The organism is Patescibacteria group bacterium (assembly GCA_022563395.1).
Lineage (GTDB): Bacteria > Patescibacteriota > Minisyncoccia > Minisyncoccales > UBA10102 > 01-FULL-49-22b.
The window spans coordinates 281,851-302,433 of sequence record JADFNM010000001.1 but is presented as its reverse complement, the minus strand read 5'-3'; the positions used below and the strand labels follow the sequence as shown (position 1 = coordinate 302,433).

Below are 20,583 nucleotides of genomic sequence, written 5' to 3'. Positions count from 1 at the left end.
GACTATCCACACTCATTTTTGCTTTTTGCGCATCACCCCTTTTCAAAAAGAGAAAAATCGGGTATAATGGTGGACGTGAACAAAACCTACATTTCATGGAACAAAAAGATATTGAAAAACTACAAAAGAAGATAAAAGAGCTTCAAAAAGAGAAAGAAGAGTTTCTGGCAGGATGGCAGCGAGCTAAGGCGGACCTTGTAAACTACAAGAAAGAAGAGAGACAGCGGTTGCAGGGTTTGATGGAATATGTCAGAGGAGAATTCCTTGCCTCCCTTCTTCCCACGGTGGACAACTTAGAACGGGCAGAAAAGGAACTAAAGGACGAAGAGAGAAACAGCAAGCTTGTTCAAGGGTTTTTGCAGATAGCAAAGCAGTTAAAAGACTTTCTTTACAGCCAGGGAGTAAAAGAGATTGAAGCAGAGGGAAAGAACTTTAACCCTGCCCTGCACGAAGCAGTAGGCATGGTTCAAGGAGAAAAACCGGGCAAGGTGGTAGAGGTGGTAGAAAAAGGATATACCATAAAAGACATATTACTAAGACCAGCTAAAGTAAAGGTTGTTCGATGATACATGTTCTTGGCAACCGTTCCTCAAAATCCCCAGCCGGATTTTGGGAACTGCACTCTCGGCAATTTGTGCTTTCGCAACCATGCCAAATTGCCTCCGAGAGCTTGCAGAACATATATCATCTCACAATTTAACATTCAAACATTATGGCAAAAGTATTAGGCATTGACCTTGGAACAACGTTCTCTGCTATGGCAGTAATTGAGGGTGGAGAACCAAAAATCATTGAAAACCGGGAAGGAGCAAGAACCACTCCTTCTGTGGTGGCACAAGCTAAGAATGGGGAGATCTTGGTTGGGGTGCAGGCAAGACGCCAGCAGATAACCAACCCTCAAAACACTATCTCTCAGGTAAAGAGGTTAATTGGAAGGAGGTTTTCTGATGCTGTCGTACAAAAAGATAAGAAGCTTCTGCCCTACAATATACGAGAAGGCCAGGATGGGGGAGTAGAAATCAAGCTGGGGGAGAAATGGCTGAAGCCAGCTGAGATCTCTGCCATGGTGCTGCGCAAACTAAAAGTTGATGCAGAAGAAAAGCTGGGAGAGAAGATTACAGAAGCCATCATTACCGTACCAGCCTACTTTGACGATAGCCAGAGAAAGGAAACCAAGGTGGCAGGAGAGATTGCAGGCCTGGAAGTAAAGCGAGTGTTGAACGAGCCCACGGCGGCAGCCTTGGCCTATGGTTTAAATAAGAAAAAGGATGAGCGTATTGTGGTGTATGACTTTGGCGGCGGAACCTTTGACATCTCCATTTTAGAAGTTTCCCAGGACACCATTGAGGTGAAAGCCACAGGAGGAGATACCCACCTTGGGGGAGAGGACTTTGACCAAAAGATTATGAACTGGCTGGTGGAGCAGTACCACAAGGAAGAGGGTATTGATCTTTCCAAAGACCCTTTAGCTTTACAGCGCTTGAAAGAGGCGGCAGAAAAAGCAAAGATTGAACTTTCCTCGTCCATGGAGACCGAAGTTAATCTTCCCTTTATCACCTCTGACAGTTCTGGTCCAAAGCACCTGTATTTTAAAATGACGAGAGCCCAGCTGGAAAGTTTGGTGCAAGAGTATATCGACAAGTCTATTACCCTAGTGGAGCAAACCTTAAAAGAAGCTAAGGTTGTGGCAAAAGAGATTGACGAAATTGTCTTGGTAGGGGGGCAGACCCGCATGCCAGCCATCCAAGAAGCAGCAAAAAAGCTGTTTGGCAAAGATCCCAACCGCTCCATTAACCCAGATGAGGTGGTTGCCTTGGGAGCTGCAGTGCAAGGCGGAATCTTGCATGGAGAAGTAAAAGACGTTCTCTTGTTAGACGTGACTCCCTTGTCTTTGGGTATTGAGACCCTGGGCGGGGTAAACACCATTTTGATTGCCAAAAATACCACCATTCCCACAGCAAAGTCGCAGGTGTTTTCTACTGCGGCAGACAATCAGACTTCAGTTGAGGTTCATGTGGTGCAGGGAGAGCGCCAAATGGCAAAAGACAACAAGTCTCTGGGCAGGTTCATTTTAGACAGCATTCCTCCGGCTGCCAGAGGAGTTCCCCAGGTTGAGGTGGTATTTGACATTGATGCCAACGGTATCTTAAATGTTACTGCCAAAGACAAGGCGTCTGGTAAAACCCAGACCATCCGCATTGAAGGGTCTTCTGGCATTTCTAAAGAGGAGGCAGAGCGCATGCGTAAGGAAGCTGAGGCACATGAAGAAGAAGACAAAAAAAGAAGGGAGTTGGTGGAAGCACGGAACATGGCAGACTCTTTAATCTATACCGTGGGAAAGACCCTAAAAGATGCTGGAGACAAGATTGCACCACAAGACAAGAAGGATGTGGAAGAAAAGCTTGACGCCCTCAAAAAAGTGAAGGATGGTGAAACAATAGAGGAGATTCAAAAAGCCACCGAGGAGCTTTCCCAGGCGATCCAAAAGATTGGGGCCTCCATGTATCAACAGCAGGAGTCAGAGGAGAAAAAGAATGGCAAAGAAAAACCGGAAGAAGGAAAGTATCGTGAGAAATAATAAATACGAGGATGAAGGATTACTATAAAATTCTTGGCGTTACAAAAAACGCCACAGAAGATGACATTAAAAAGGCCTACCGGAAGTTGGCCCACAAGTATCACCCAGACAAAGGCGGTGACGCAGCACGTTTCAAAGAGGTTGCTGAGGCCTACCAGGTGCTTTCAGATATGGACAAGAAAGCCCAGTACGACAAGTTTGGCAGAGTGTTTGAAGGGGCTCCAGGTGCGGGATTTGGAGGTTTTCAGTGGGGTTGGGGAACCCCTCATGAGCATGACGCAGACGAGTTTTCGGAGGGTTTTGGTGTTGACTTTGACATTGGAGAAATCTTTGAAGATTTCTTTGGTCAAAAAACCACAAAAGACATAAAAAGCGGGCGAGACATTGAGGTTGAGCTTACAATACCTTTGGAAGCAACCGTCAAAGGAAAAGAAGAGGTTATTAACCTTTCAAAGCTTGTAACCTGCATCAGGTGCCAGGGAGTAGGAGCCGAACCCTCAACCAAAGTCAAAGAGTGCTTTTCTTGTAGGGGACAAGGACAGGTGCAGCAGATTAAAAGAACCGTGTTCGGCTCTTTTACTAGGGTTGGTTTGTGTCCTGAATGTAAGGGAGAAGGGTTAATCCCAGAACATTCCTGCAACGTATGCAAGGGAGAAGGAAGGATTCAGGGAGAAGATAGCATTAAGGTACAGATTCCCCCGGGAGTGGATAGCAGCCAGATTCTTAAGATTGCAGGAAAAGGAGACGTGGGAAGAAGAAAAGGGAAAGTAGGGGATTTATACATTCGAGTGTTTGTAAAGCCCCATAGCGTGTTCAAAAGAAAAGGGGATGATCTGTATGTAAAAATGCCAATCTTGTTTTCGCAAGCCGCCTTGGGAGACGAGATTGAAGTTCCAACCATTGAGGGAACCAAGATTCTCTTAACCATTCCCCAAGGTATTGAATCTGGCAAGACATTGCGAGTTTTAGGCAAAGGTATTCCTCATTTCTCTGGTTTAGGCCGCGGCAACATGCTAGTTGAGATTGATGTTGTCACCCCAAAGAAACTCACCAAAGAGCAAAAAGAGCTCTTGGAGCGCTTGAAAAATCAAGGACTTTAGAGTATACTCATTACGTCCTTGGTGAAACCAAGGATTCCTTGATTTAGTTGAGGACGAATTCAATTGAGGGCCCTGGGCATTCCTTAACGCAATTTAAGGACTAAATTGCTAGAACGCCCGCCAGAGTCAAGCAGTTGACTCTGGCCCCGCAAAAACTCAAGCAGTTGAGTAATGTATCCGCCTCCGGCGGACCCGGGGAAACCCTTGTTATGCCGTCGCCTCAACGGCGACATGGCAAATCAAGGTAGGTTTCCCGGCAAAAGCAAAGCAGTTTGCTTTTGCCCCCATAGCTCAATGGAAGAGCAGTGGCCTTTTAAGCCATTGGTTGCAGGTTCGAGTCCTGCTGGGGGCACTATCAGCAATAACCGATATTCACAGCTGATTTCTCAACGAGAAGGCGCTCTTGTGCTGTTCCCTGGAGATAAGGAAATCCTTTTCTCTAGAGAACCAGCAGAAAGGAGTACTTTATATGAATGCCCCTCGAGTTGTCGTCATTGGTGCCACAGGGGCCGTGGGAAAGGTTGTGTTACAGGTGCTGGAGGAACGCACCTTCCCTATGAGTTCACTACGTCTTTGTGCCTCGCCGCGCTCGGTGGGCAAGACTATTGAGTTCAAGGGTGAGGAAATTACGGTAGAGGTAGTAGACGAACGTCTCTTGGCCGAGTGCGACATCGCATTCATCTCTGCAACGGACGAGATGAGTCGCCAGATGGGCGAGCTTGCACCAAAGCAAGGGTGCATCGTTATTGACGACAGCAGCGTATGGCGCATGGACCCCAGAGTCCCGCTCGTTGTCCCCGAAGTCAACGGCGATGACCTAGATCAGCACGAGGGAGTCATCTCGATCCCCAACTGCTCAACCACACCATTGGTGATGACCCTTTGGCCGTTGCACCGACAGAACCCGGTCAGGCGGGTCGTCGTCGCCACGTACCAGTCTGTGTCGGGTACCGGCGCCGCTGCCATGGCAGAGTTAAGCGAACAATCCCGTGAGGTACTCGCCGGCAAGCCAGCGGTCCCCAAGCAATATCCCCACCAGATTGCGCTCAACCTTATACCGCACATCGGTTCGCTCGGAGAGGACGGCTACTACTCCGAAGAGGTGAAGATGCGCCAGGAAACGCAGAAGATCATGCACGAACCGGATGTTGCCTTCGCAGCAACGTGCGTGCGCGTCCCGGTGCAGGTGTCACACAGTGAAGCCGTTTTCGTAGAATTCCAACGCCCCATGACCCCCGAGGAAGCCCGCGACATCCTCACTGGTGCACCTGGCATCTCTGTGGTCGACGACCCGTCTAACGCCGTCTACCCAATGCCGATTGATGCTGCTGGACATGACGAGGTATTCATTGGCCGGATACGTCGCGACACCTCGCATCCGAACGGCCTAGCAATGTGGATCGTCTCAGACAATCTACGCAAGGGCGCGGCGACCAACGCAGTGCAGATTGCAGAAGAACTGGTCCACAGAGGTATGTTGCTGCGGCAGCGCCTCTAAAAGAAGGGTCTCCACCCTGCACATTGTGCACCGGAGACCCTTTTCCTTTTCTCTCATAAATATATAGACAAATACCACTCAGGCTGCTACAGAGAGTGTAAATTCATTTCTTAGCTTCTCTAAGTACTTCAACTCCTCTAGTAACTGGTCCCAATCAAGTCCCTCAAGGGGCACTTTTTGTTTGACAAAAGGATAAAAATGCGGAAAGCACATGGGCTACACAGGTTTCATCTTTGTTGTTTTCCTCCGCTGGATTTTCCGGCGTCTTAAGACCACTCATGGTATCTGCCAGGAGTGTGAAGAGGCGGAACTGGAAGATTTCTGACGAGAAAAGCAGCAACAGGATACAGCTCCTGAGCCCCCGTAGTAGTTCTGAACCAAAAGAACGAATCGGGGGCTTTTGTTTTGTGCGTGGTATATAATGATTGTGTCATAACGGTCCTGCTTAAATTTAATATAATATCCGCATATTGCTTAAATGAAATTTAGTTTCTATTTATGTTATGAAAAATAGAATTGTATTGCTTCTTGATATGGATGCATTTTTTGCCATGGTAGAAGAAAGAGAAAACCCCCACTTTAGAGGAAAACCAGTGGTGGTTGGGGCAGACCCCAAAGAAGGCAAGGGCAGGGGAGTGGTATCCACCTGCAACTATGAGGCAAGAAAGTATGGCATTCATTCTGCAATGCCCATATCTGAAGCTTGGAGATTATGTCCCCAGGCCGTGTTCTTGCCGGTGGATGGAGCCTTGTATCATAAGGCGTCAGAGAACATCATGACCATCTTGAGAAAGTATACTCTTTTGGTAGAACAAGTTTCTTTAGATGAAGCATATTTGGACATCAGCTTTGTTGGGAGCTTTGAGAATGCAAGGAAGTTAGCTGAAAAGATAAGAAAGGAGATTTTTAAAAAAGAGAAACTTCCTGCTTCTTGCGGCATTGCTCCAAACAAAATGGTAGCCAAAATAGCTTGTGAGCATGCAAAGCCCAATGGTGTTTTGGTTGTGGAGCCACAAAAGGTAGAGAGCTTTCTTTCTTCTTTGAGTATCAGGGAGATTCCAGGTATTGGGCCAAAAACCGCCGCAATCCTGGAAAAGTTTTTCAAGAAAAAGGCACTCAAAATAAAAGATGTGAGAGAGACATCAAAAGAAGAGCTGGTGAAACTCTTGGGTGTGTTTGGAAGTACTCTGTATGACAAGGTTCGAGGCATTGACCATAGCCCCGTTACCGTTAAAGAAGAGGTAAAGTCTATTGGCAGGGAACACACTTTTGAGAGGGATACAAGAGACGGCGAAGAAATCTTCCCCGTGTTCCGAGAGCTTGCAAGAGAGGTTGCCTCAGAGCTCAAAGAAGCAGGGCTTGCTTTCAAAACCATAACCGTGGTGTGTCGTTTCCATGGGTTTGAGACGCATACGAAAGCAAAGAGCTTCAAGGAGCCCCAAAAAGACTGGAAGCTCTTTGAGAAGGAAGCAATGCAGCTCCTTTTGAGATTTCTGACTGAGAACTTAAACCCAATACGCCTTATAGGAGTAAGGGCAAGAGTTGCCCAATCCACTCTTTGAACTCTTGCGCTCTTTTTCTTTTCTGTGTATACTGTCCTATCTGAGCTTTGCTCAGAATTGCCCATTACAAAGGAGGCCTGTCATGGCTGATATAATTGTTATCCTTGGTAGCACAAGTGACGAAGAGGCGGTGCGAAGCTCAAAGATGTTCGAGGTTTTGGATGAAGTCGGGGTCTCCTGGACCGCTGCGGCGATCTCGGCCCACCGAAATCCCGAGGAGCTCAGGGATTACTGCCTGAGCAGCGGAGGCAAGGTGTTCATTGGCGTGGCTGGCATGTCAGCAGCGCTCCCTGGCGCAATAGCAGCTATTGTCAAGGAACGCCCTGTGATTGGGGTTGCCCTTGCTTCTGACGTGCTGGACGGCATGGACGCCCTGCTTTCTATTGTGCGTATGCCCCCTGGAGTTTCAGTTTCCTGTACGGGGATTGGGAGTGCAGGACTGCGGAACGCCGCAATCCAGGCCTGTCAGATCATAGCGCTGGGGGATAAGGGAGTGAAAAGCGGTCTGACTGTCTACCTGGAAAGCAATAAACGAGAGCCCGTATACAATCTTGAGGGGAAAGGAGGGTCCTGATGGGAGCTGTCATTCCAAAGATGGTACGAGAGTCACCGTTCAGTAAGGAACTGAGGAAGGGTGGACTGGACCGGTTGTATCAGGGGAAGGTACGGGACACCTATACGCATCCAACAAACTCTGACTTGCTTCTGATCGTTGCAACTGATCGCGTAAGCATCTTTGACCTTGTTCTCCCCGCTTTCGTGGAGAAGAAGGGTGAGGTGCTCACCGCACTGACCCACTTTTGGTTGCGCGGTGTCCTTTCGAGTTTTCCTCACCATTTGAGGGACTCGGGTATGCTGATGGGGAATTTTGCATCGATTCCTGCACAGCGCACATCCGTCGTCAAAAAGCTCCAGATGATTCCCTTTGAACTGATCTTTCGGGGTCATCTTGGGGGGTCGGTGTGGGCCGCATACCAGGACACAGGCATGGTTGCGGGCAAGCAGCTTCCTCACGGTCTCACCAAGTGGGAGAAGCTAAGCGCCCCAATCTTCACTCCTTCTACAAAGGCCGAGTCCGGGCACGACGTGAACATCACCGAGGATGAGTTTCTGGCTGCTACCGGGCAGCTTGGCCCTCGGGTAGTTTCCATGTTTGCTAAGGCCTATGCACTGGTGTACGAAGAAGCACGCAAGCGCGGCATCCTAATCCTCGATACAAAGTTTGAGGTAGGTGTAGATGAACACGGCTCGCCCGTCATTGCCGATGAGGTGCTCACTCCAGACTCCTCAAGGTTTACTACAGTAGAGGACTTTGAACGCGCGATGAAAGAAGGGCGCGACCCTGTCTTCTATGACAAGGAGACGGTGCGGAACTGGGGGCGTACCGTGGAGACGCCAAAGGGGCAAGGAATCAACAAGCTTGATCCTGAGGCTCCAGAAGACCTCGCCTTCGTGGCCTCGCTTAAGGTTCCAGAAGAGGTCCTGTCGGACGCAAGCTCAAGGTATCTGGAGATCTTTGAGCGCATCACCGGTATGCCTCTTGTCCGGTACCAGACGGAGAGGATGCATGAGTGACACTAAAGGCCCCTGTCTGCAACTCGTAAGGAGAAGCGGACAGGGGGCTTTCTATATTAAGGGTTGCGCCAGGCAGCCCCAAATGATATACTATTTCCATATGTTAAGAGGTGCAGGGAAAATAGCAGTCCTCTTTTTTCTTGTGGGCTCCATCCTTGGGGCTTACTACTTTGGTTTTCAGGTGGGGAAATCTGAGGCCAGAATAGTTCCCATCGAAGGGGTGCAAAACACCCAGTTCGGGGCGCCTGAAGCTGTAGACTTTTCTCTGTTTTGGGATGCCTGGAATATCATCCAAGAAAAGTATGCTGCCAAGGAATCCTTTGATTATCAAGAGATGGTGTACGGTGCCATCTCTGGCATGGTGGAGAGTTTGGGTGATCCCTATACTTTGTTCATGGACCCAGAAGATACCAAGCGGTTCCGCGACGACATTTCCGGGTCTTTTGAAGGGGTGGGTATGGAGATTGGCATTCGAAACCGTGAGCTTCGGGTTATCTCTCCCCTGGAGGGGACTCCGGCAAAGGCAGCTGGATTGCGCCCGGGAGACGTTATTGTGCGGGTGGATGACACCTTCACAAGAAACCTTACGATTGATGAAGCAGTCTCTTTAATTCGGGGTCCCAAGGGAACCGATGTGACCCTTTCCATTCTGCGAGGCGACTGGTCTGAAACCAAAGACTTTGTTATCACCAGGGCAGTCATTAAGATTCCTTCTTTGGAGTGGGAAATGTTGGAAGAGAATATTGCATATATTCAGCTTTTCCATTTTTCAGAAAATGCCTCGCGCACTTTCAGAACAGCAGCAACCGGCATTCTTGCTTCTTCAGCTGACCGAATTATTTTAGACTTAAGAAACAACCCGGGAGGATTTCTTGAGGTTGCAGTGGATATTGCAGGATGGTTCCTAGAGAGAGGGCAGGTTGTGGTGGTGGAGGATTTTGGCGAAGAAGGAAAAGAAATCATCTACAAGGCAAGAGGGAATGGCCGCCTGGGAGGCTACCCTTTGGTCATTTTAATGAACCAGGGGTCAGCTTCGGCCTCTGAGATCTTAGCTGGAGCCCTGCGAGACCACAAGGGAGTGACGGTCGTGGGGGAAAAGTCCTTTGGAAAAGGGTCTGTGCAGGAGTTGGAGAACCTTGTTGGAGATGCTTCTTTGAAAGTGACCGTGGCAAACTGGCTTACCCCCAATGGAAACCATATTACCGACGTTGGCTTGGACCCGGATGTGGAAGTTGAGATGACTCCAGAGGACTTTGACCTAGAGCTGGATCCCCAGCTTGACAAGGCTCTTGAGTTAGTTAAGGATTTGTGAGAAAATACTTTCATGAAGGTTATTTTGCTGCAAGATGTTCCAAAACTTGGCAAGAAGTTTGAGGTAAAGGAGGTGGCAGACGGCCACGCCCAAAACCACCTCATTCCAGAAGGACTGGTAAAGCCTGCAACCAAGGAAGCTTTAGAATGGGCGGAGATGCAAAAGGAGTTAGTAGAAAAGGTTGCAGAAGAGAGCCTGCAGAAATCTCAAGAAATGGCATCTCAGTTAGACGACATGGAGGTTCAGCTTGTGCTGAAGGTGGGAGAAGAAGGACAGCTGTTTGAGGCAGTAAACGCCCAAAAGATTGCAGACAGGTTAAAAGAGATGGGATACAATGTCAAGAAATCTCAGGTAAAGTTAGAGGATCCTTTAAAAGAACTCGGAGAGTTTCCTGTAAAGTTGAGCTTTGAGCATAACCTGGAGGCAGAAATTCGAGTAATCATTGCAGAACAAGAAGCGGAATGACCCGGTACATCTTTGTTGCAGGAGGCGTCATGTCCGGCGTTGGCAAGGGCGTGGCTACGGCCTCTCTTGGAAAGATTCTCTTAAGCAAGGGTTTTGCCGTCTCTGCGGTAAAGATTGACCCCTACATCAACGTTGATGCCGGTACCATGAATCCCCTGGAACACGGGGAGATTTTTGTGACTGACGACGGAACCGAGTCAGACCAGGACCTGGGAAACTATGAACGCTTTTTTGGAAGACCCTTTTCCAAAGTTAACTACATGACTACAGGTCAGGTATATGACTCTGTTATTAAAAGAGAGCGCAATCTGGAATACAAAGGAAAGTGCGTAGAAGTAGTTCCCCATATCCCAGAAGAGGTTATCTCGCGCATTAAGGCGGCTGCAAGAGTAGACAAGGCAGACTTTGTCTTGATTGAAATAGGGGGCACGGTGGGAGAATATCAAAACATGCTCTTTTTGGAGGCAGCGCGCATGATGCAGGCAAGCGCTCCTGAGCAGGTTTTTTTTGTGTTGGTAAGCTATCTTCCCATTCCACCCAGTATTGGAGAACAAAAGACCAAGCCTACGCAGACAGCTGTCAGAACTCTGAACGCAGCAGGTATTCAGCCAGACATGATTATTGCCAGGTCCGAACTACCCGTAGACAAGCCAAGAAAACAAAAGATTTCCCTGTCTTGTAACGTTGCGGCAGACTACGTCATTTCAGCCCCCGACGTAAAGTTTATTTACGAGATTCCCGTGAACTTTGAAAAAGAGAAGGTGGGAGACAAGATATTGCAAAAGTTCGGATTGAAAGGCAAAAAGCAAGACATGAGAGACTGGAGAGCTTTGGTGCGCAGGGTACGTTCCTTAAAAAAGACCGTGCGAATAGGGATCGTGGGGAAATACTTTGAGACAGGGGACTTTACCCTAATGGATTCCTATCTTTCTGTGATTGAGGCTATCAAGCATGCCTCGTGGGCCATGGGGAGGAATCCTGAAATTACTTGGCTTTCTTCAGAGAAGTATATAAAGAACCCAAAGGCGGCCCAGGAGCTTAAAAACTTTGATGGTATTATTGTTCCCGGCGGTTTTGGCACTAGGGGAGTGGAGGGAAAAACAAAGGCAAGTGAGATTTGCCGGATTAACAAAATTCCTTATTTTGGCTTATGTTTTGGTATGCAGTTGGCAGTAATTGAGTTCGCGCGGAATGTGTGTGGATTGAAAAAGGCATCTTCAGCAGAGTTCTACCCACGTGATACTATTGACCCCGTTATTGATGTGATGGAAGACCAGAAGACTCTTTTGAAAGAAAAGAAATACGGGAGCACCATGCGCCTTGGGGCGTACAGATGTCGTATTCAGAAGGGAACCCTAGCATACGAGGCGTATGGAAAACAAGATATCTCAGAGCGGCACCGCCATCGCTATGAGTTGAATAATGAGTACCGAGGTATTCTGGAAAAGAAAGGTATGGTAATATCAGGCGTCAATCTAGAAAGAGATTTAGTAGAGATTGTTGAACTGAAAAATCATCCGTTCTTTGTTGGAGTCCAGTTTCATCCAGAATTTAAATCAAGGCCTTTGGAGCCCCACCCTTTATTTTTAGAGTTTGTGCGAGCTGCAGTTAGGTAATATGTACCACCTTGACGATTCTTTGAGATCGGTCAAATCCCCGCTTTCTCTTTGTAGAAAACTGCACCACACCTTCTTTTAAGGCAAAGAGGGTGTAGTCTTTTCCCGTTCCAACGTTTTTGCCCGCAAAGAGTTTGGTGCCGCGCTGCCTGACCAAAATCTGTCCTGCCCTGGCTTTTTCACCCGCAAACAGTTTTATTCCAAGATATTTTGGTTGAGAATCCCGCCCGAGGCGCGTTGATCCAACTGACTTTGTAGTAGCCATACGACAGAATTGTTAAATGGTTATATGGTTACATTGTTAAACAATTTAGCAATGTAACAATGTAGCAATGACTATACTAACAAAAATAAGAGAGTTTGTCAAAGTAAATCAAAAGGACATAGTCCTGGTTTTGGGCGTGATTCTGATTTCCCTCATTTCCTTTGCTGCGGGATATTTAGTGGCAAAAGACCAGTTAAAAGGCCCGGTTCAGGTCCAAGAACAGTATGGAGAATAATGTTCCGCAACACATCGTATTGTTCCCGGACGGAAACCGGAGATGGGCAAGAGAACGGGGCATGGATGCCTTAGAGGGTCATCGGGTGGGGTACGAGAAAGCAGTACAACTTGTAGACTGGTGCCAAGAACGGGGAGTAAAAGCCCTTACCATGTTTGGGTTCTCCACGGAAAACTGGAACCGTACGGAGCGAGAGGTCACCTACTTAATGCGTCTTTTGGAAACTGGTTTGGTTCAGCAGCTTAAAAAGTATGTAGGAGAAAAAGCAAAAGAACGGGGAGTAAAAATACGTATCATTGGTCAAAAAGAGCGCCTACCAGAATCCCTGCAAAAGGTTATTGCCAAGGTAGAAGAGACAACCAAAGACAATGACAAATTCTTTGTTACCCTGGCTATAAGCTACGGGGGAAGATGGGATATTGTGAGTGCGGTACAAAAAATGCTCAAAGAAGGGATATCTCCAGAACAGGTTACAGAAGAGTTGTTTTCCAATTATCTTTCCACCGCAGGCCTGCCAGATCCTGACCTTGTGATACGGGCAGGAGGAGAGCAGAGATTTTCTAACTTTCTTTTGTGGCAATCAGCATATGCTGAACTCTACTTTTGCAGTAAGTATTGGCCCGACTTTACAGAAGAGGATTTTAATGAAGCAATTCAAGAATATCAAAGAAGGCAGAGAAGATTTGGGAAATGATTGAAGAAGACGAAGAGATTCAAGAGCCCAGTGTTCTCGCTCGAATATTTAAAGTGCTGATGGCCCTTGCGGTTCTTTTGGGTTTTGTGTACCTTTCGGGGCTCGACCAGTACTTTTTCTACCAGAGGACCCCAACTGAGGTCAAGCAAGAACCAGTGGTGAGCGCAATAGACGCAGAGGAGATTCTTGTTCCTCTTTCTCTATTCATTCTCAGAAACGACGAAGACAACGGATCTCTGCGTACAAAAGAGAATATAAGGAACTTGGTTGAGAATGCTTCCCAGATTTGGGAACAAGCAAACATTGAATTAGAAATACACAACCTGTATGAGTTAAAGAGAACAGATGAGGAGATAACTCTGCTCTTGGATTCTTCTCGCGAATTTGTTGAAGGAGTAGAGGGATTTGACCCTTTCTTTATAAATGTATTTCTCGTGGCGAGATTGCGCGGGATAAACGGCATTGCCTTTGGGGGACTTTCCAGCGTTGCCGTGGCAGACTATACCACGGTCTACGACTTTCGGGCCCTGGCTCACGAAGTGGGACACATATTGGGATTGGACCATGTGCAAAATGTGCAGCGGCTCATGCACCGGGGCGCAAACGGATTTGGACTTTCTTTAGAGGAGATATTGCGAGCACGAGAGAGCGCACTACGGTTTTAAAGCAAGATATGCAACTTCTTATTGCAACAACAAACGCGGGGAAAATCAAAGAATACAGGCACCTTTTAAGAGAGGTGCCTCTTTTGCTTGTGACACTTTCTGATTTGGGTATTGAGGAAAAACCAGAAGAGACTGGTGTAACCTTGGAAGAGAACGCTCTTTTGAAAGCGCAATTCTACTTTGAGAAAAGTGGGATTTCAGTGCTTGCCGATGATACGGGCCTTGAGATTGACGCTGTGGGAGGCGAGCCTGGCATTCATGCAAGACGCTGGCCTGGGTATGAAGCAACAGACCAAGAACTTATAGATTATGCGCTCAAAAGGTTGGAGGGAGTCCCAAAAGAGAAAAGGACTGCCAGGTTCCGGGCAGTTATTGCGATTGCTAAAGACAAACAAGACATCCGCCTGTTTGACGGTATTATGGAAGGATACATTGCAGAGAAAGCGTACTATCCCATTGTTGCAGGATATCCGTATCGTTCTCTTTTCTCCCTTACTTTGGGAGGGAAGGTGCTTTCTGAGTTTGCCATTGAAGAACTGGAGGATATGCACCGAAAGCGCGCAATTGAAAAAGCCCTCCCATTTCTTTTTGAGATTCAAGAGAGTGGGGTAGAATAGAGACATGGAAAAGGCTACTCTTGGAATAGGATGCTTTTGGTGTGCAGAAGCCGCATTCAAGCTTAAAAAAGGCGTGGTTTCGGTTACCCCAGGATACGCAGGAAAAGAGCATGTGGAAACGGTTCAGATTGAGTATGACCCAAAACTTACTTCCTACCAAGAGTTGTTAAAGATATTCTGGGAGATTCACAATCCTACCGAGAAAAACAAGCAGGGTCCTGACGTTGGACCAGAGTACCAGGCGGTTATTTTTTATCACACCAAAGAACAGCAAAAGATAGCTGAGCAAACAAAAAAAGAGCAGGCCTCAAAGTACAAGGAGCCCATTGCAACAGAGATTTGGCCTTTTGAAGATTTTCATGAGGCAGAGGATTATCACAAGGATTTCTATGAAAAGAACCCAAACACGGTCTACAGCCAGGCAATTATTGCGCCAAAGGTAGAAAAGGTAAAGAAATTATTACAAAAAGATGGAGAGTAATTGGAAGGAGAAACTGAGCCCCGAGCAGTACAAGATTATGCGAGAAAAAGGGACCGAAGCCCCTTTCAAAGGAAAGTATGCGAACTTTCATGAGAAGGGAATGTTCACGTGTGCTGCCTGCGGACAAGAATTGTTTTCTTCTGACACCAAGTTTGACTCTGGCACGGGTTGGCCCAGCTTTACTGAACCTACGAACTTAGAGAACGTTGAGCTTAAAGAAGACAGCAGTCTTGGTATCAAGAGAACCGAGATTGTATGCAAGAAATGTGGTTCTCACTTGGGTCATTTGTTTGACGACGGCCCCAAAGACAGGGGAGGAAGGAGGTACTGCATTAACTCGGTATGTTTAAACTTTGAAAAGAAATGATGAAGTTTATCATTCTTGCTGTTATTGTTATTGTGTCTGCTGCAGGATATTTTGCAGTAGAGGATGAAAAGAAGGTTGTAGACGAGACGCGGCTTTTAATTGAGCTTCAAGAATAGTGTACTAATAGAATATGAATAGAAAAAATATGACAAAAAATCTTAAGACTCCTAAAAGTGTTCTTGCGGTCTTTGCACACCCAGATGACATGGACTTTAGCTCTTCTGGCACCATTGCAAAGTGGGCCAAAAGAGGAGCTGCTATCACCTATCTTGTGTGCACCGATGGGAGCAAAGGGTCAGATGACCCAAAGATGACCTCCCGCAAGCTTTCTCTCATACGCAAAAAAGAACAACGTATGGCGGCTAAAATTCTTGGAGTAAAAGACGTAATATTCCTGCGCCATGTTGACGGGGAGCTTGTGGTGAACAAAAAGCTCAAAGAAGATATTGCCAGGGTGATTCGCCAAAAGAAACCGGACTTGGTCATTACGCTTGACCCCACTTTTTTGTACTCTGTAAAGAGAGGATTTATAAATCATTCAGATCATAGGGCAGCGGGGCAGGCCGCAATTGACGCGGTGTTTCCTCTGGCAAGAGACCGCTTGAACTTTCCTTATCATGAAAAGAGGGGATTGGCTTCCCACAAGGTAAAGACACTTTTGCTCGTTGCCATGGAAGACCCCACGCATTGCGAGGATATTACGGGTAGCTTTGAAACAAAACTTAAAACCCTAAAAGCGCATGTAAGTCAGGTTATGCCTGACGCGGTGTTTGAAAAGCGTATTCGTGATCGTTCCCGGATGCTGGGCAAGAAGGCCGGCTTTCGCTACGCAGAAGGATTCAAGCGCATAGAGCTTTCCTAGAAGACAGATTTGGTTTCTGCCGGAGGTTGACAAAAGCTTCTTTTTCATGTATAAAAGTGGTGCCCTTTTGATCATTCTAAAAAGGAAGGTGTGTAATGAGCCTCAAGGCCTATGAGCTTTTCACTCAGGGAGAGGACTCGGATGCTGTTATTTTAGCAGAGACGCCAGAAGAAGCGGTGTCTTTACTCAAAGCGGAGCTTCGAGAGCAAAGGGATGACAACACATGGGTTATCGTTTTACCCATGAGTCTCTTCTCTCCTCCCAGGATTGACTCTGAGGAAGAGTATATGAGCGACGGGATGTGGCATTATCGCATCCAGGCAGCAGGCAGCAAGCAAGTGCTGCTTCTTTTAAACCTTGAAGCGGAAGTAGAGCTTGTTATGTTGATTCGCGAGCTTCCTCTGGTACGCAAAATCTGAGAAAGGAGGATGAGCTACGCAAGCTGTGAACACAGGGCCGATGCAGTCAGCATCGGCCTTTCCATTTGAATTGACAAGGATCTCTCCATAAGCCATAGTAAAACAAGAGGAAAGGTCCCTCTTGTTTTATAAACTTAATATAATGAAGAATCATTATTGCAATTATGGCGACAAACGTTGTCAAGCGAGACGGCTCAAAGCAGCCCTTTGACGAAGGGAAAATCAGAAGGTCCATTAAGTTGGCAGTGCAAGACGCAGCCCTTTCTTCAGATAGGACAGACGAGGTAGTAAATCAGGTTTTGCCGATTGCATTGGCAGCAGCAAATAGCAAAGAAGAAATTGCAACCTCTGAATTGCGGGAGGTCATTCTTGCTGAATTAGAAAAAACAGAGGCATCAGCAGCAGAAGCTTGGAGAAAGTATGCTCAAAGCAAGGGCGCTTAACGCTTGGAGTTTTGGCTTAAGAAAACAGGATGCAAAAACGTCCTGTTTTCTTTTCAGATTAGAGCAGAGAAGTATGAAAAGAATCGCCAGGAAAGTGGTTTTCTGATAAAGTATATCCATGAAACTCATTACTTTTGTTCTTCTTGCTATCGTCATTTTTGCAGTCGGGTACGCCATACTTGGAGATCAAGAGTTCCTTACCTCCCGTGAGCCTGTCTTGGAGGAGATAAGGAATCTTCTGGGTTCTTCCGAAGAGTTGCCTATTCTTAAAAAAGCTCCAGAGTTCGTTGGCCTTACCTCTTGGATGAATTCTGAACCCCTTGTACTAAAGGAGCTTCAAGGCAAGGTTGTGCTGGTGGATTTTTGGACGTATACCTGTATTAACTGTATTCGCAACATCCCCCATATCGAAGCGTTCCATGAAAAATACAAAGATAACGGTCTTGTTGTTCTTGGGGTGCATACCCCGGAGTTTGAGTTTGAAGAGGATGAGGGGAATGTAAGAAGGAATGTGAAAGAGTACGGCGTTGAGTATCCCGTGGCCCTCGATAATAACTATGCAACCTGGAATGCTTTTGAGAATAGATTTTGGCCTGCACTCTATTTAATTGACGCAAAAGGGAACATTCGTTACACCCATTTTGGGGAAGGGCAATATGCAGAGACCGAGGCTGCAATACAACAGCTGTTGCTTGAGGCAGGCCTCCTTTCTTTAGACAAGATTACCAAGGTTACAGAACCCCCTGCAGGCGTTGATTTTAAGAGCATTGGAACTCCAGAGATATACTTTGGAGCTTCTCGTATTAACAACATCGGGAACCCAATTGAGGCAGTTCAAGTGAATGAACCCCACGAGTTTAAAGAACCCCAGGCAGTAGAGTTTAATCGTTTTTATCTTGTGGGAACCTGGCGCATTGCCCCAGAGTTTGCGCAACTGGTAGAGGGGGAGGGGAAAGTTCTTATTCGCTACAAGGCAAATAAGCTGAATCTTGTGTTGGATACAAAAGGAGAAGCAGACATTCTGGCCGAAGTGAAGCTAGACGGGGAATATCTTACTGAAAAGAACAAGGGAGAGGATATTGTTTTTCAGGGCACCGCTTCTTTTTTGAAAGTTCAGGGTGCAAGTTTGTATAATCTTGTAGATACAAAAGAGGAATATGGTACCCATACCTTAGAACTTCTTGTTCCTTCTTTAAATCTTGAGTTTTTCACCTTCACCTTTGGCTAGGGGATGAGCCCTACAATATATGAGCGTGGACTTAAATCGCCAAACGGGCGGTTTTTTGATATACTTTAAAATGAGTAAAGGTTGTTTTAAAAAGAAGTCTAATAGAGTATTTTGCCCCTATGTTTGACAATCATACGTATAACTTGATGAATCAGCTGGTGGTGGAGCACAAAAGTCTGTGGCGCATCAAAGATGTGTACAAGCGCGACGCGGGGAAGTGCGAAAACTGCAACGCCTTCTGGGAAAAGATGGAAAAGGATAAAGAAGACCACATTCAAGAGCTCACCGGGTTAATCAAGAAACATCTGTAATGTATGGCGTCTGAGTCAAAAAGACCAATCCCGCCTTTTCCACCCCAGCACCAAGAACCCCCTGGGATAGAGGCAGACATGAAGCCCTTGCCGCAGTATCAGGGAAAAGAGTACAAACCCTCTGGCAAGCTTCTTAAGAAAACCGCTCTCATCACGGGTGGGGATTCAGGAATTGGCCGTGCAGTTGCCTTTTTGTTTGCCAGAGAGGGCGCAAATGTTGCCATTACGTATCTGCCTGTAGAAAGCCGGGACGCAGAGATACTTACGCAAGAGATTGAAAAGTTGGGCAAAAAGTGCCTGTGCCTTGAGGGTGATGTTTCAGATAGCGCCTTCTGCCAGAAGGCCGTAGACAAGACCGTGCAGGAGTTTGGCTCTCTGGATATCCTTGTCAACAACGTGGCTACCATGTCCCCTGCAGACGATATTGAGAAGTTCTCGGACAAAGAGCTGGAACGCATGTACCAAGTGAACGTATTCAGCTACTATTACATGACCCGCGCTGCACTCAAACATATGAAAGAAGGTACATGTATCATAAACACGGGGTCAATAGTGGGATCGCGTGGAGGTGGCTACCCGATATATTCTGGAACCAAAGCTGCAACGCATACTTTAACCAAAACCCTTGCAAAAGAGCTCTTGCCGCGCGGTATTCGCGTGAACTGTGTTGCTCCAGGGCCAGTTTGGACGCCCTTGCAAACTATTAAAGACTCATCAGAAGAGGATATTGTGCACTTTGGCAAGTATAATCCCATGGGTCGTCCGGGCCAGCCAGACGAAATGGCTCCGGCCTATGTATACCTGGCCTCCGAAGCTGACTCCAGTTACATGACGGGCGAGATTATTTTTATTACCGGCGGGGATGTGGCCCGGTAGAAATGCGTGGGGAAAACTAAACCGAGCCCAGCATCACTTGAGATTTTTGCCGCTTTTAGCATTCAGTTTGTAATTTTTAAGGTTGCAGTATCTTAAAAAGAGTGTATACTATACTAACGTGTGCCCTGGCAAGCGCGTCCAGGGCTTTTCTTATGCAGGAATCTTCAGAAAACAGAGAACAGAACTTCTATGGATTGGGCATAGCGCCCGGTCTCCTAGAGGTACTCAAGCGGACTGGATTCACCAGACCCACCCCTATCCAGGTTCGTACCATCCCTCTTGGGATTCAGGGAAAAGACCTGGTAGGCATAGCCCAGACGGGAACCGGAAAGACCCTTGCTTTTGGCATTCCCATGATACAAATGCTCCTTGGCACAAAGAGACAGGGGTTGGTGGTGCTGCCTACGCGAGAGCTTGCGCTTCAGGTAGAAGCGTTTCTAAAAAAGGTGGGACAACAGCAGGGTCTTAAAACCGCCGTGCTCATTGGCGGACTTCCCTTTGGACGACAGCGCCGTGATATCTCCCGTAAGCCGCACATTATCGTTGGAACACCGGGAAGAATTAACGACCATCTTTTGCAAAAAACCCTTTCTTTGTCCAGCGTTTCCATAGTGGTGCTTGACGAGGCGGACCGTATGTTTGATATGGGCTTTCTTCCCCAGATTCGAACCATTCTTAAGGCCCTTCCCAAAGAGCGCCAGACCATGCTGTTTTGTGCCACCATGCCCCCCGAGATAATGAAGCTGGCAACAGACTATATGAAAACTCCGCTACGGGTAGAGATTGCCCCGCCCGGCACAACCCTAGAAGAGGTTTCACAAGAGCTTTTCGTGGTTGCGAGAGAGCAGAAGCCAGAACTTTTAAAACGACTGCTTGAAAGCTACAAGGGCCCAACTCTTGTGTTTACCAGAACAAAGTATGGAGCAAAGAAAGTGGCGCGCCAGATACGGGATCTTGGCATACGGGCCTCAGAGTTGCATTCCAACAGGAGTTTGAACCAAAGAAGGGAGGCGTTAGACGGATTCAAGTCCGGGAAATACCGTGTGCTCGTGGCGACCGACATTGCTTCAAGAGGCATTGACGTTATGGGCATTGAGCTGGTCTTGAACTATGATTTGCCAGGTACTTCAGATGACTACGTTCATCGCATCGGGCGCACGGCGAGAGCCGGCACCAAGGGACACGCCATTACTTTTGCTATGGTGAGCGAAGGGAAAGAGGTTCGTGCCATAGAGCGAGCAATCCAAAAGCGAATCCTCGCTTTACCTCTCCCGGAGGGTATTTTGGCCGCTCCCAAGTCGCGGGCAGTAGAGAGGCCTTCCCGGCCCCAGCAGAGAGGGCGTGGACGTAGCGGGTCTAGGCAGCGACATACAGGATTTGGCAGGCGGCAGAGCAGATTTCGCTAAGGAAACCT

Annotated in this window: 25 protein-coding genes and 1 tRNA gene; 24 read left to right on the top strand and 2 right to left on the bottom strand. The window is 47.3% G+C overall.

What is annotated here, in order from left to right:
* Positions 1-95: 95 nt before the first annotated feature.
* The 5 genes from IH982_01775 to IH982_01755 all read left to right on the top strand — a co-directional run bounded on the left by IH982_01775 (position 96) and on the right by IH982_01755 (position 5,176).
* A complete protein-coding gene (locus IH982_01775) occupies positions 96-566 on the top strand; it encodes a nucleotide exchange factor GrpE (GenBank protein ID MCH7828582.1) in 471 nt (156 codons plus the stop codon).
* Positions 567-712: 146 nt separating this feature from the next.
* The gene (gene dnaK, locus IH982_01770; GenBank protein ID MCH7828581.1) at positions 713-2,578 is read left to right on the top strand and encodes a molecular chaperone DnaK; all 1,866 of its coding nucleotides are present in this window, start codon (positions 713-715) and stop codon (positions 2,576-2,578) included.
* Between the two features lie 11 nt (positions 2,579-2,589).
* The gene (gene dnaJ / locus IH982_01765) at positions 2,590-3,678 is read left to right on the top strand and encodes a molecular chaperone DnaJ (protein MCH7828580.1); all 1,089 of its coding nucleotides are present in this window, start codon (positions 2,590-2,592) and stop codon (positions 3,676-3,678) included.
* A 280-nt stretch (positions 3,679-3,958) separates the two neighbouring features.
* Positions 3,959-4,030, top strand: a tRNA-Lys gene (locus IH982_01760).
* A gap of 117 nt (positions 4,031-4,147) precedes the next feature.
* Positions 4,148-5,176: an aspartate-semialdehyde dehydrogenase gene (locus tag IH982_01755; protein MCH7828579.1), complete on the top strand. Its 1,029-nt coding sequence runs from the start codon at positions 4,148-4,150 to the stop codon at positions 5,174-5,176.
* A 266-nt stretch (positions 5,177-5,442) separates the two neighbouring features.
* On the opposite strand, the gene IH982_01750 is transcribed toward IH982_01755, so the two are convergent.
* Positions 5,443-5,610, bottom strand: a complete 168-nt coding sequence (locus tag IH982_01750) for a hypothetical protein (protein MCH7828578.1) — start codon at positions 5,608-5,610, stop codon at positions 5,443-5,445.
* Between the two features lie 69 nt (positions 5,611-5,679).
* Between IH982_01750 and dinB the strand changes: the two genes are divergently transcribed.
* From dinB to IH982_01720, 6 genes are all read left to right on the top strand, one after another.
* Positions 5,680-6,738 (top strand): DNA polymerase IV, encoded by a 1,059-nt coding sequence (gene dinB, locus IH982_01745; protein MCH7828577.1) that lies wholly within the window; start codon positions 5,680-5,682, stop codon positions 6,736-6,738.
* An 82-nt stretch (positions 6,739-6,820) separates the two neighbouring features.
* On the top strand, positions 6,821-7,312 hold the full coding sequence (locus IH982_01740) for an AIR carboxylase family protein (protein ID MCH7828576.1): 492 nt from the start codon (positions 6,821-6,823) through the stop codon (positions 7,310-7,312).
* 20 nt (positions 7,313-7,332) lie between these two features.
* Positions 7,333-8,313, top strand: coding sequence for a phosphoribosylaminoimidazolesuccinocarboxamide synthase (locus IH982_01735; GenBank protein ID MCH7828575.1), 981 nt, complete (start codon positions 7,333-7,335; stop codon positions 8,311-8,313).
* 100 nt (positions 8,314-8,413) lie between these two features.
* A complete protein-coding gene (locus tag IH982_01730) occupies positions 8,414-9,625 on the top strand; it encodes a S41 family peptidase (GenBank protein ID MCH7828574.1) in 1,212 nt (403 codons plus the stop codon).
* Positions 9,626-9,637: 12 nt separating this feature from the next.
* Positions 9,638-10,090 carry a 50S ribosomal protein L9 gene (gene rplI, locus IH982_01725; protein MCH7828573.1) on the top strand — a complete coding sequence of 151 codons (453 nt, stop codon included), beginning with the start codon at positions 9,638-9,640 and terminating at the stop codon, positions 10,088-10,090.
* Positions 10,087-11,706 (top strand): CTP synthase, encoded by a 1,620-nt coding sequence (locus tag IH982_01720; protein MCH7828572.1) that lies wholly within the window; start codon positions 10,087-10,089, stop codon positions 11,704-11,706. Before rplI ends, IH982_01720 begins: the two co-directional genes overlap by 4 nt.
* On the opposite strand, the gene rpmA is transcribed toward IH982_01720, so the two are convergent.
* A complete protein-coding gene (rpmA, locus tag IH982_01715; GenBank protein ID MCH7828571.1) occupies positions 11,699-11,971 on the bottom strand; it encodes a 50S ribosomal protein L27 in 273 nt (90 codons plus the stop codon). The two genes, IH982_01720 and rpmA, sit on opposite strands and share 8 nt — an antisense overlap.
* A 67-nt stretch (positions 11,972-12,038) precedes the next feature.
* On the opposite strand from rpmA, the gene IH982_01710 reads away from it, so the two are divergent.
* The 13 genes from IH982_01710 to IH982_01650 all read left to right on the top strand — a co-directional run bounded on the left by IH982_01710 (position 12,039) and on the right by IH982_01650 (position 20,575).
* Entirely contained in the window at positions 12,039-12,206 is a 168-nt protein-coding gene (locus IH982_01710; protein ID MCH7828570.1) for a hypothetical protein, read from the top strand.
* The gene (gene uppS, locus IH982_01705) at positions 12,196-12,900 is read left to right on the top strand and encodes a di-trans,poly-cis-decaprenylcistransferase (protein MCH7828569.1); all 705 of its coding nucleotides are present in this window, start codon (positions 12,196-12,198) and stop codon (positions 12,898-12,900) included. Before IH982_01710 ends, uppS begins: the two co-directional genes overlap by 11 nt.
* A complete protein-coding gene (locus tag IH982_01700) occupies positions 12,897-13,565 on the top strand; it encodes a hypothetical protein (protein ID MCH7828568.1) in 669 nt (222 codons plus the stop codon). The genes uppS and IH982_01700 overlap by 4 nt, the downstream gene beginning before the upstream one ends.
* An 8-nt stretch (positions 13,566-13,573) precedes the next feature.
* Positions 13,574-14,182, top strand: coding sequence for a non-canonical purine NTP pyrophosphatase (locus IH982_01695; GenBank protein ID MCH7828567.1), 609 nt, complete (start codon positions 13,574-13,576; stop codon positions 14,180-14,182).
* Between the two features lie 4 nt (positions 14,183-14,186).
* Positions 14,187-14,663, top strand: a complete 477-nt coding sequence (msrA, locus tag IH982_01690; protein ID MCH7828566.1) for a peptide-methionine (S)-S-oxide reductase MsrA — start codon at positions 14,187-14,189, stop codon at positions 14,661-14,663.
* Positions 14,653-15,030, top strand: coding sequence for a peptide-methionine (R)-S-oxide reductase MsrB (msrB, locus tag IH982_01685; GenBank protein ID MCH7828565.1), 378 nt, complete (start codon positions 14,653-14,655; stop codon positions 15,028-15,030). Before msrA ends, msrB begins: the two co-directional genes overlap by 11 nt.
* Positions 15,031-15,175: 145 nt before the next feature.
* Positions 15,176-15,892, top strand: coding sequence for a PIG-L family deacetylase (locus IH982_01680; GenBank protein ID MCH7828564.1), 717 nt, complete (start codon positions 15,176-15,178; stop codon positions 15,890-15,892).
* A gap of 95 nt (positions 15,893-15,987) precedes the next feature.
* On the top strand, positions 15,988-16,311 hold the full coding sequence (locus tag IH982_01675) for a hypothetical protein (protein MCH7828563.1): 324 nt from the start codon (positions 15,988-15,990) through the stop codon (positions 16,309-16,311).
* 164 nt (positions 16,312-16,475) lie between these two features.
* Positions 16,476-16,754, top strand: coding sequence for a hypothetical protein (locus IH982_01670; GenBank protein MCH7828562.1), 279 nt, complete (start codon positions 16,476-16,478; stop codon positions 16,752-16,754).
* A gap of 118 nt (positions 16,755-16,872) precedes the next feature.
* Entirely contained in the window at positions 16,873-17,982 is a 1,110-nt protein-coding gene (locus IH982_01665; protein MCH7828561.1) for a thioredoxin family protein, read from the top strand.
* A 119-nt stretch (positions 17,983-18,101) separates the two neighbouring features.
* Entirely contained in the window at positions 18,102-18,293 is a 192-nt protein-coding gene (locus IH982_01660) for a hypothetical protein (GenBank protein MCH7828560.1), read from the top strand.
* Between the two features lie 3 nt (positions 18,294-18,296).
* A complete protein-coding gene (locus IH982_01655) occupies positions 18,297-19,169 on the top strand; it encodes an SDR family oxidoreductase (GenBank protein ID MCH7828559.1) in 873 nt (290 codons plus the stop codon).
* 152 nt (positions 19,170-19,321) lie between these two features.
* The gene (locus tag IH982_01650) at positions 19,322-20,575 is read left to right on the top strand and encodes a DEAD/DEAH box helicase (GenBank protein MCH7828558.1); all 1,254 of its coding nucleotides are present in this window, start codon (positions 19,322-19,324) and stop codon (positions 20,573-20,575) included.
* The last annotated feature ends 8 nt before the right edge of the window (positions 20,576-20,583 follow it).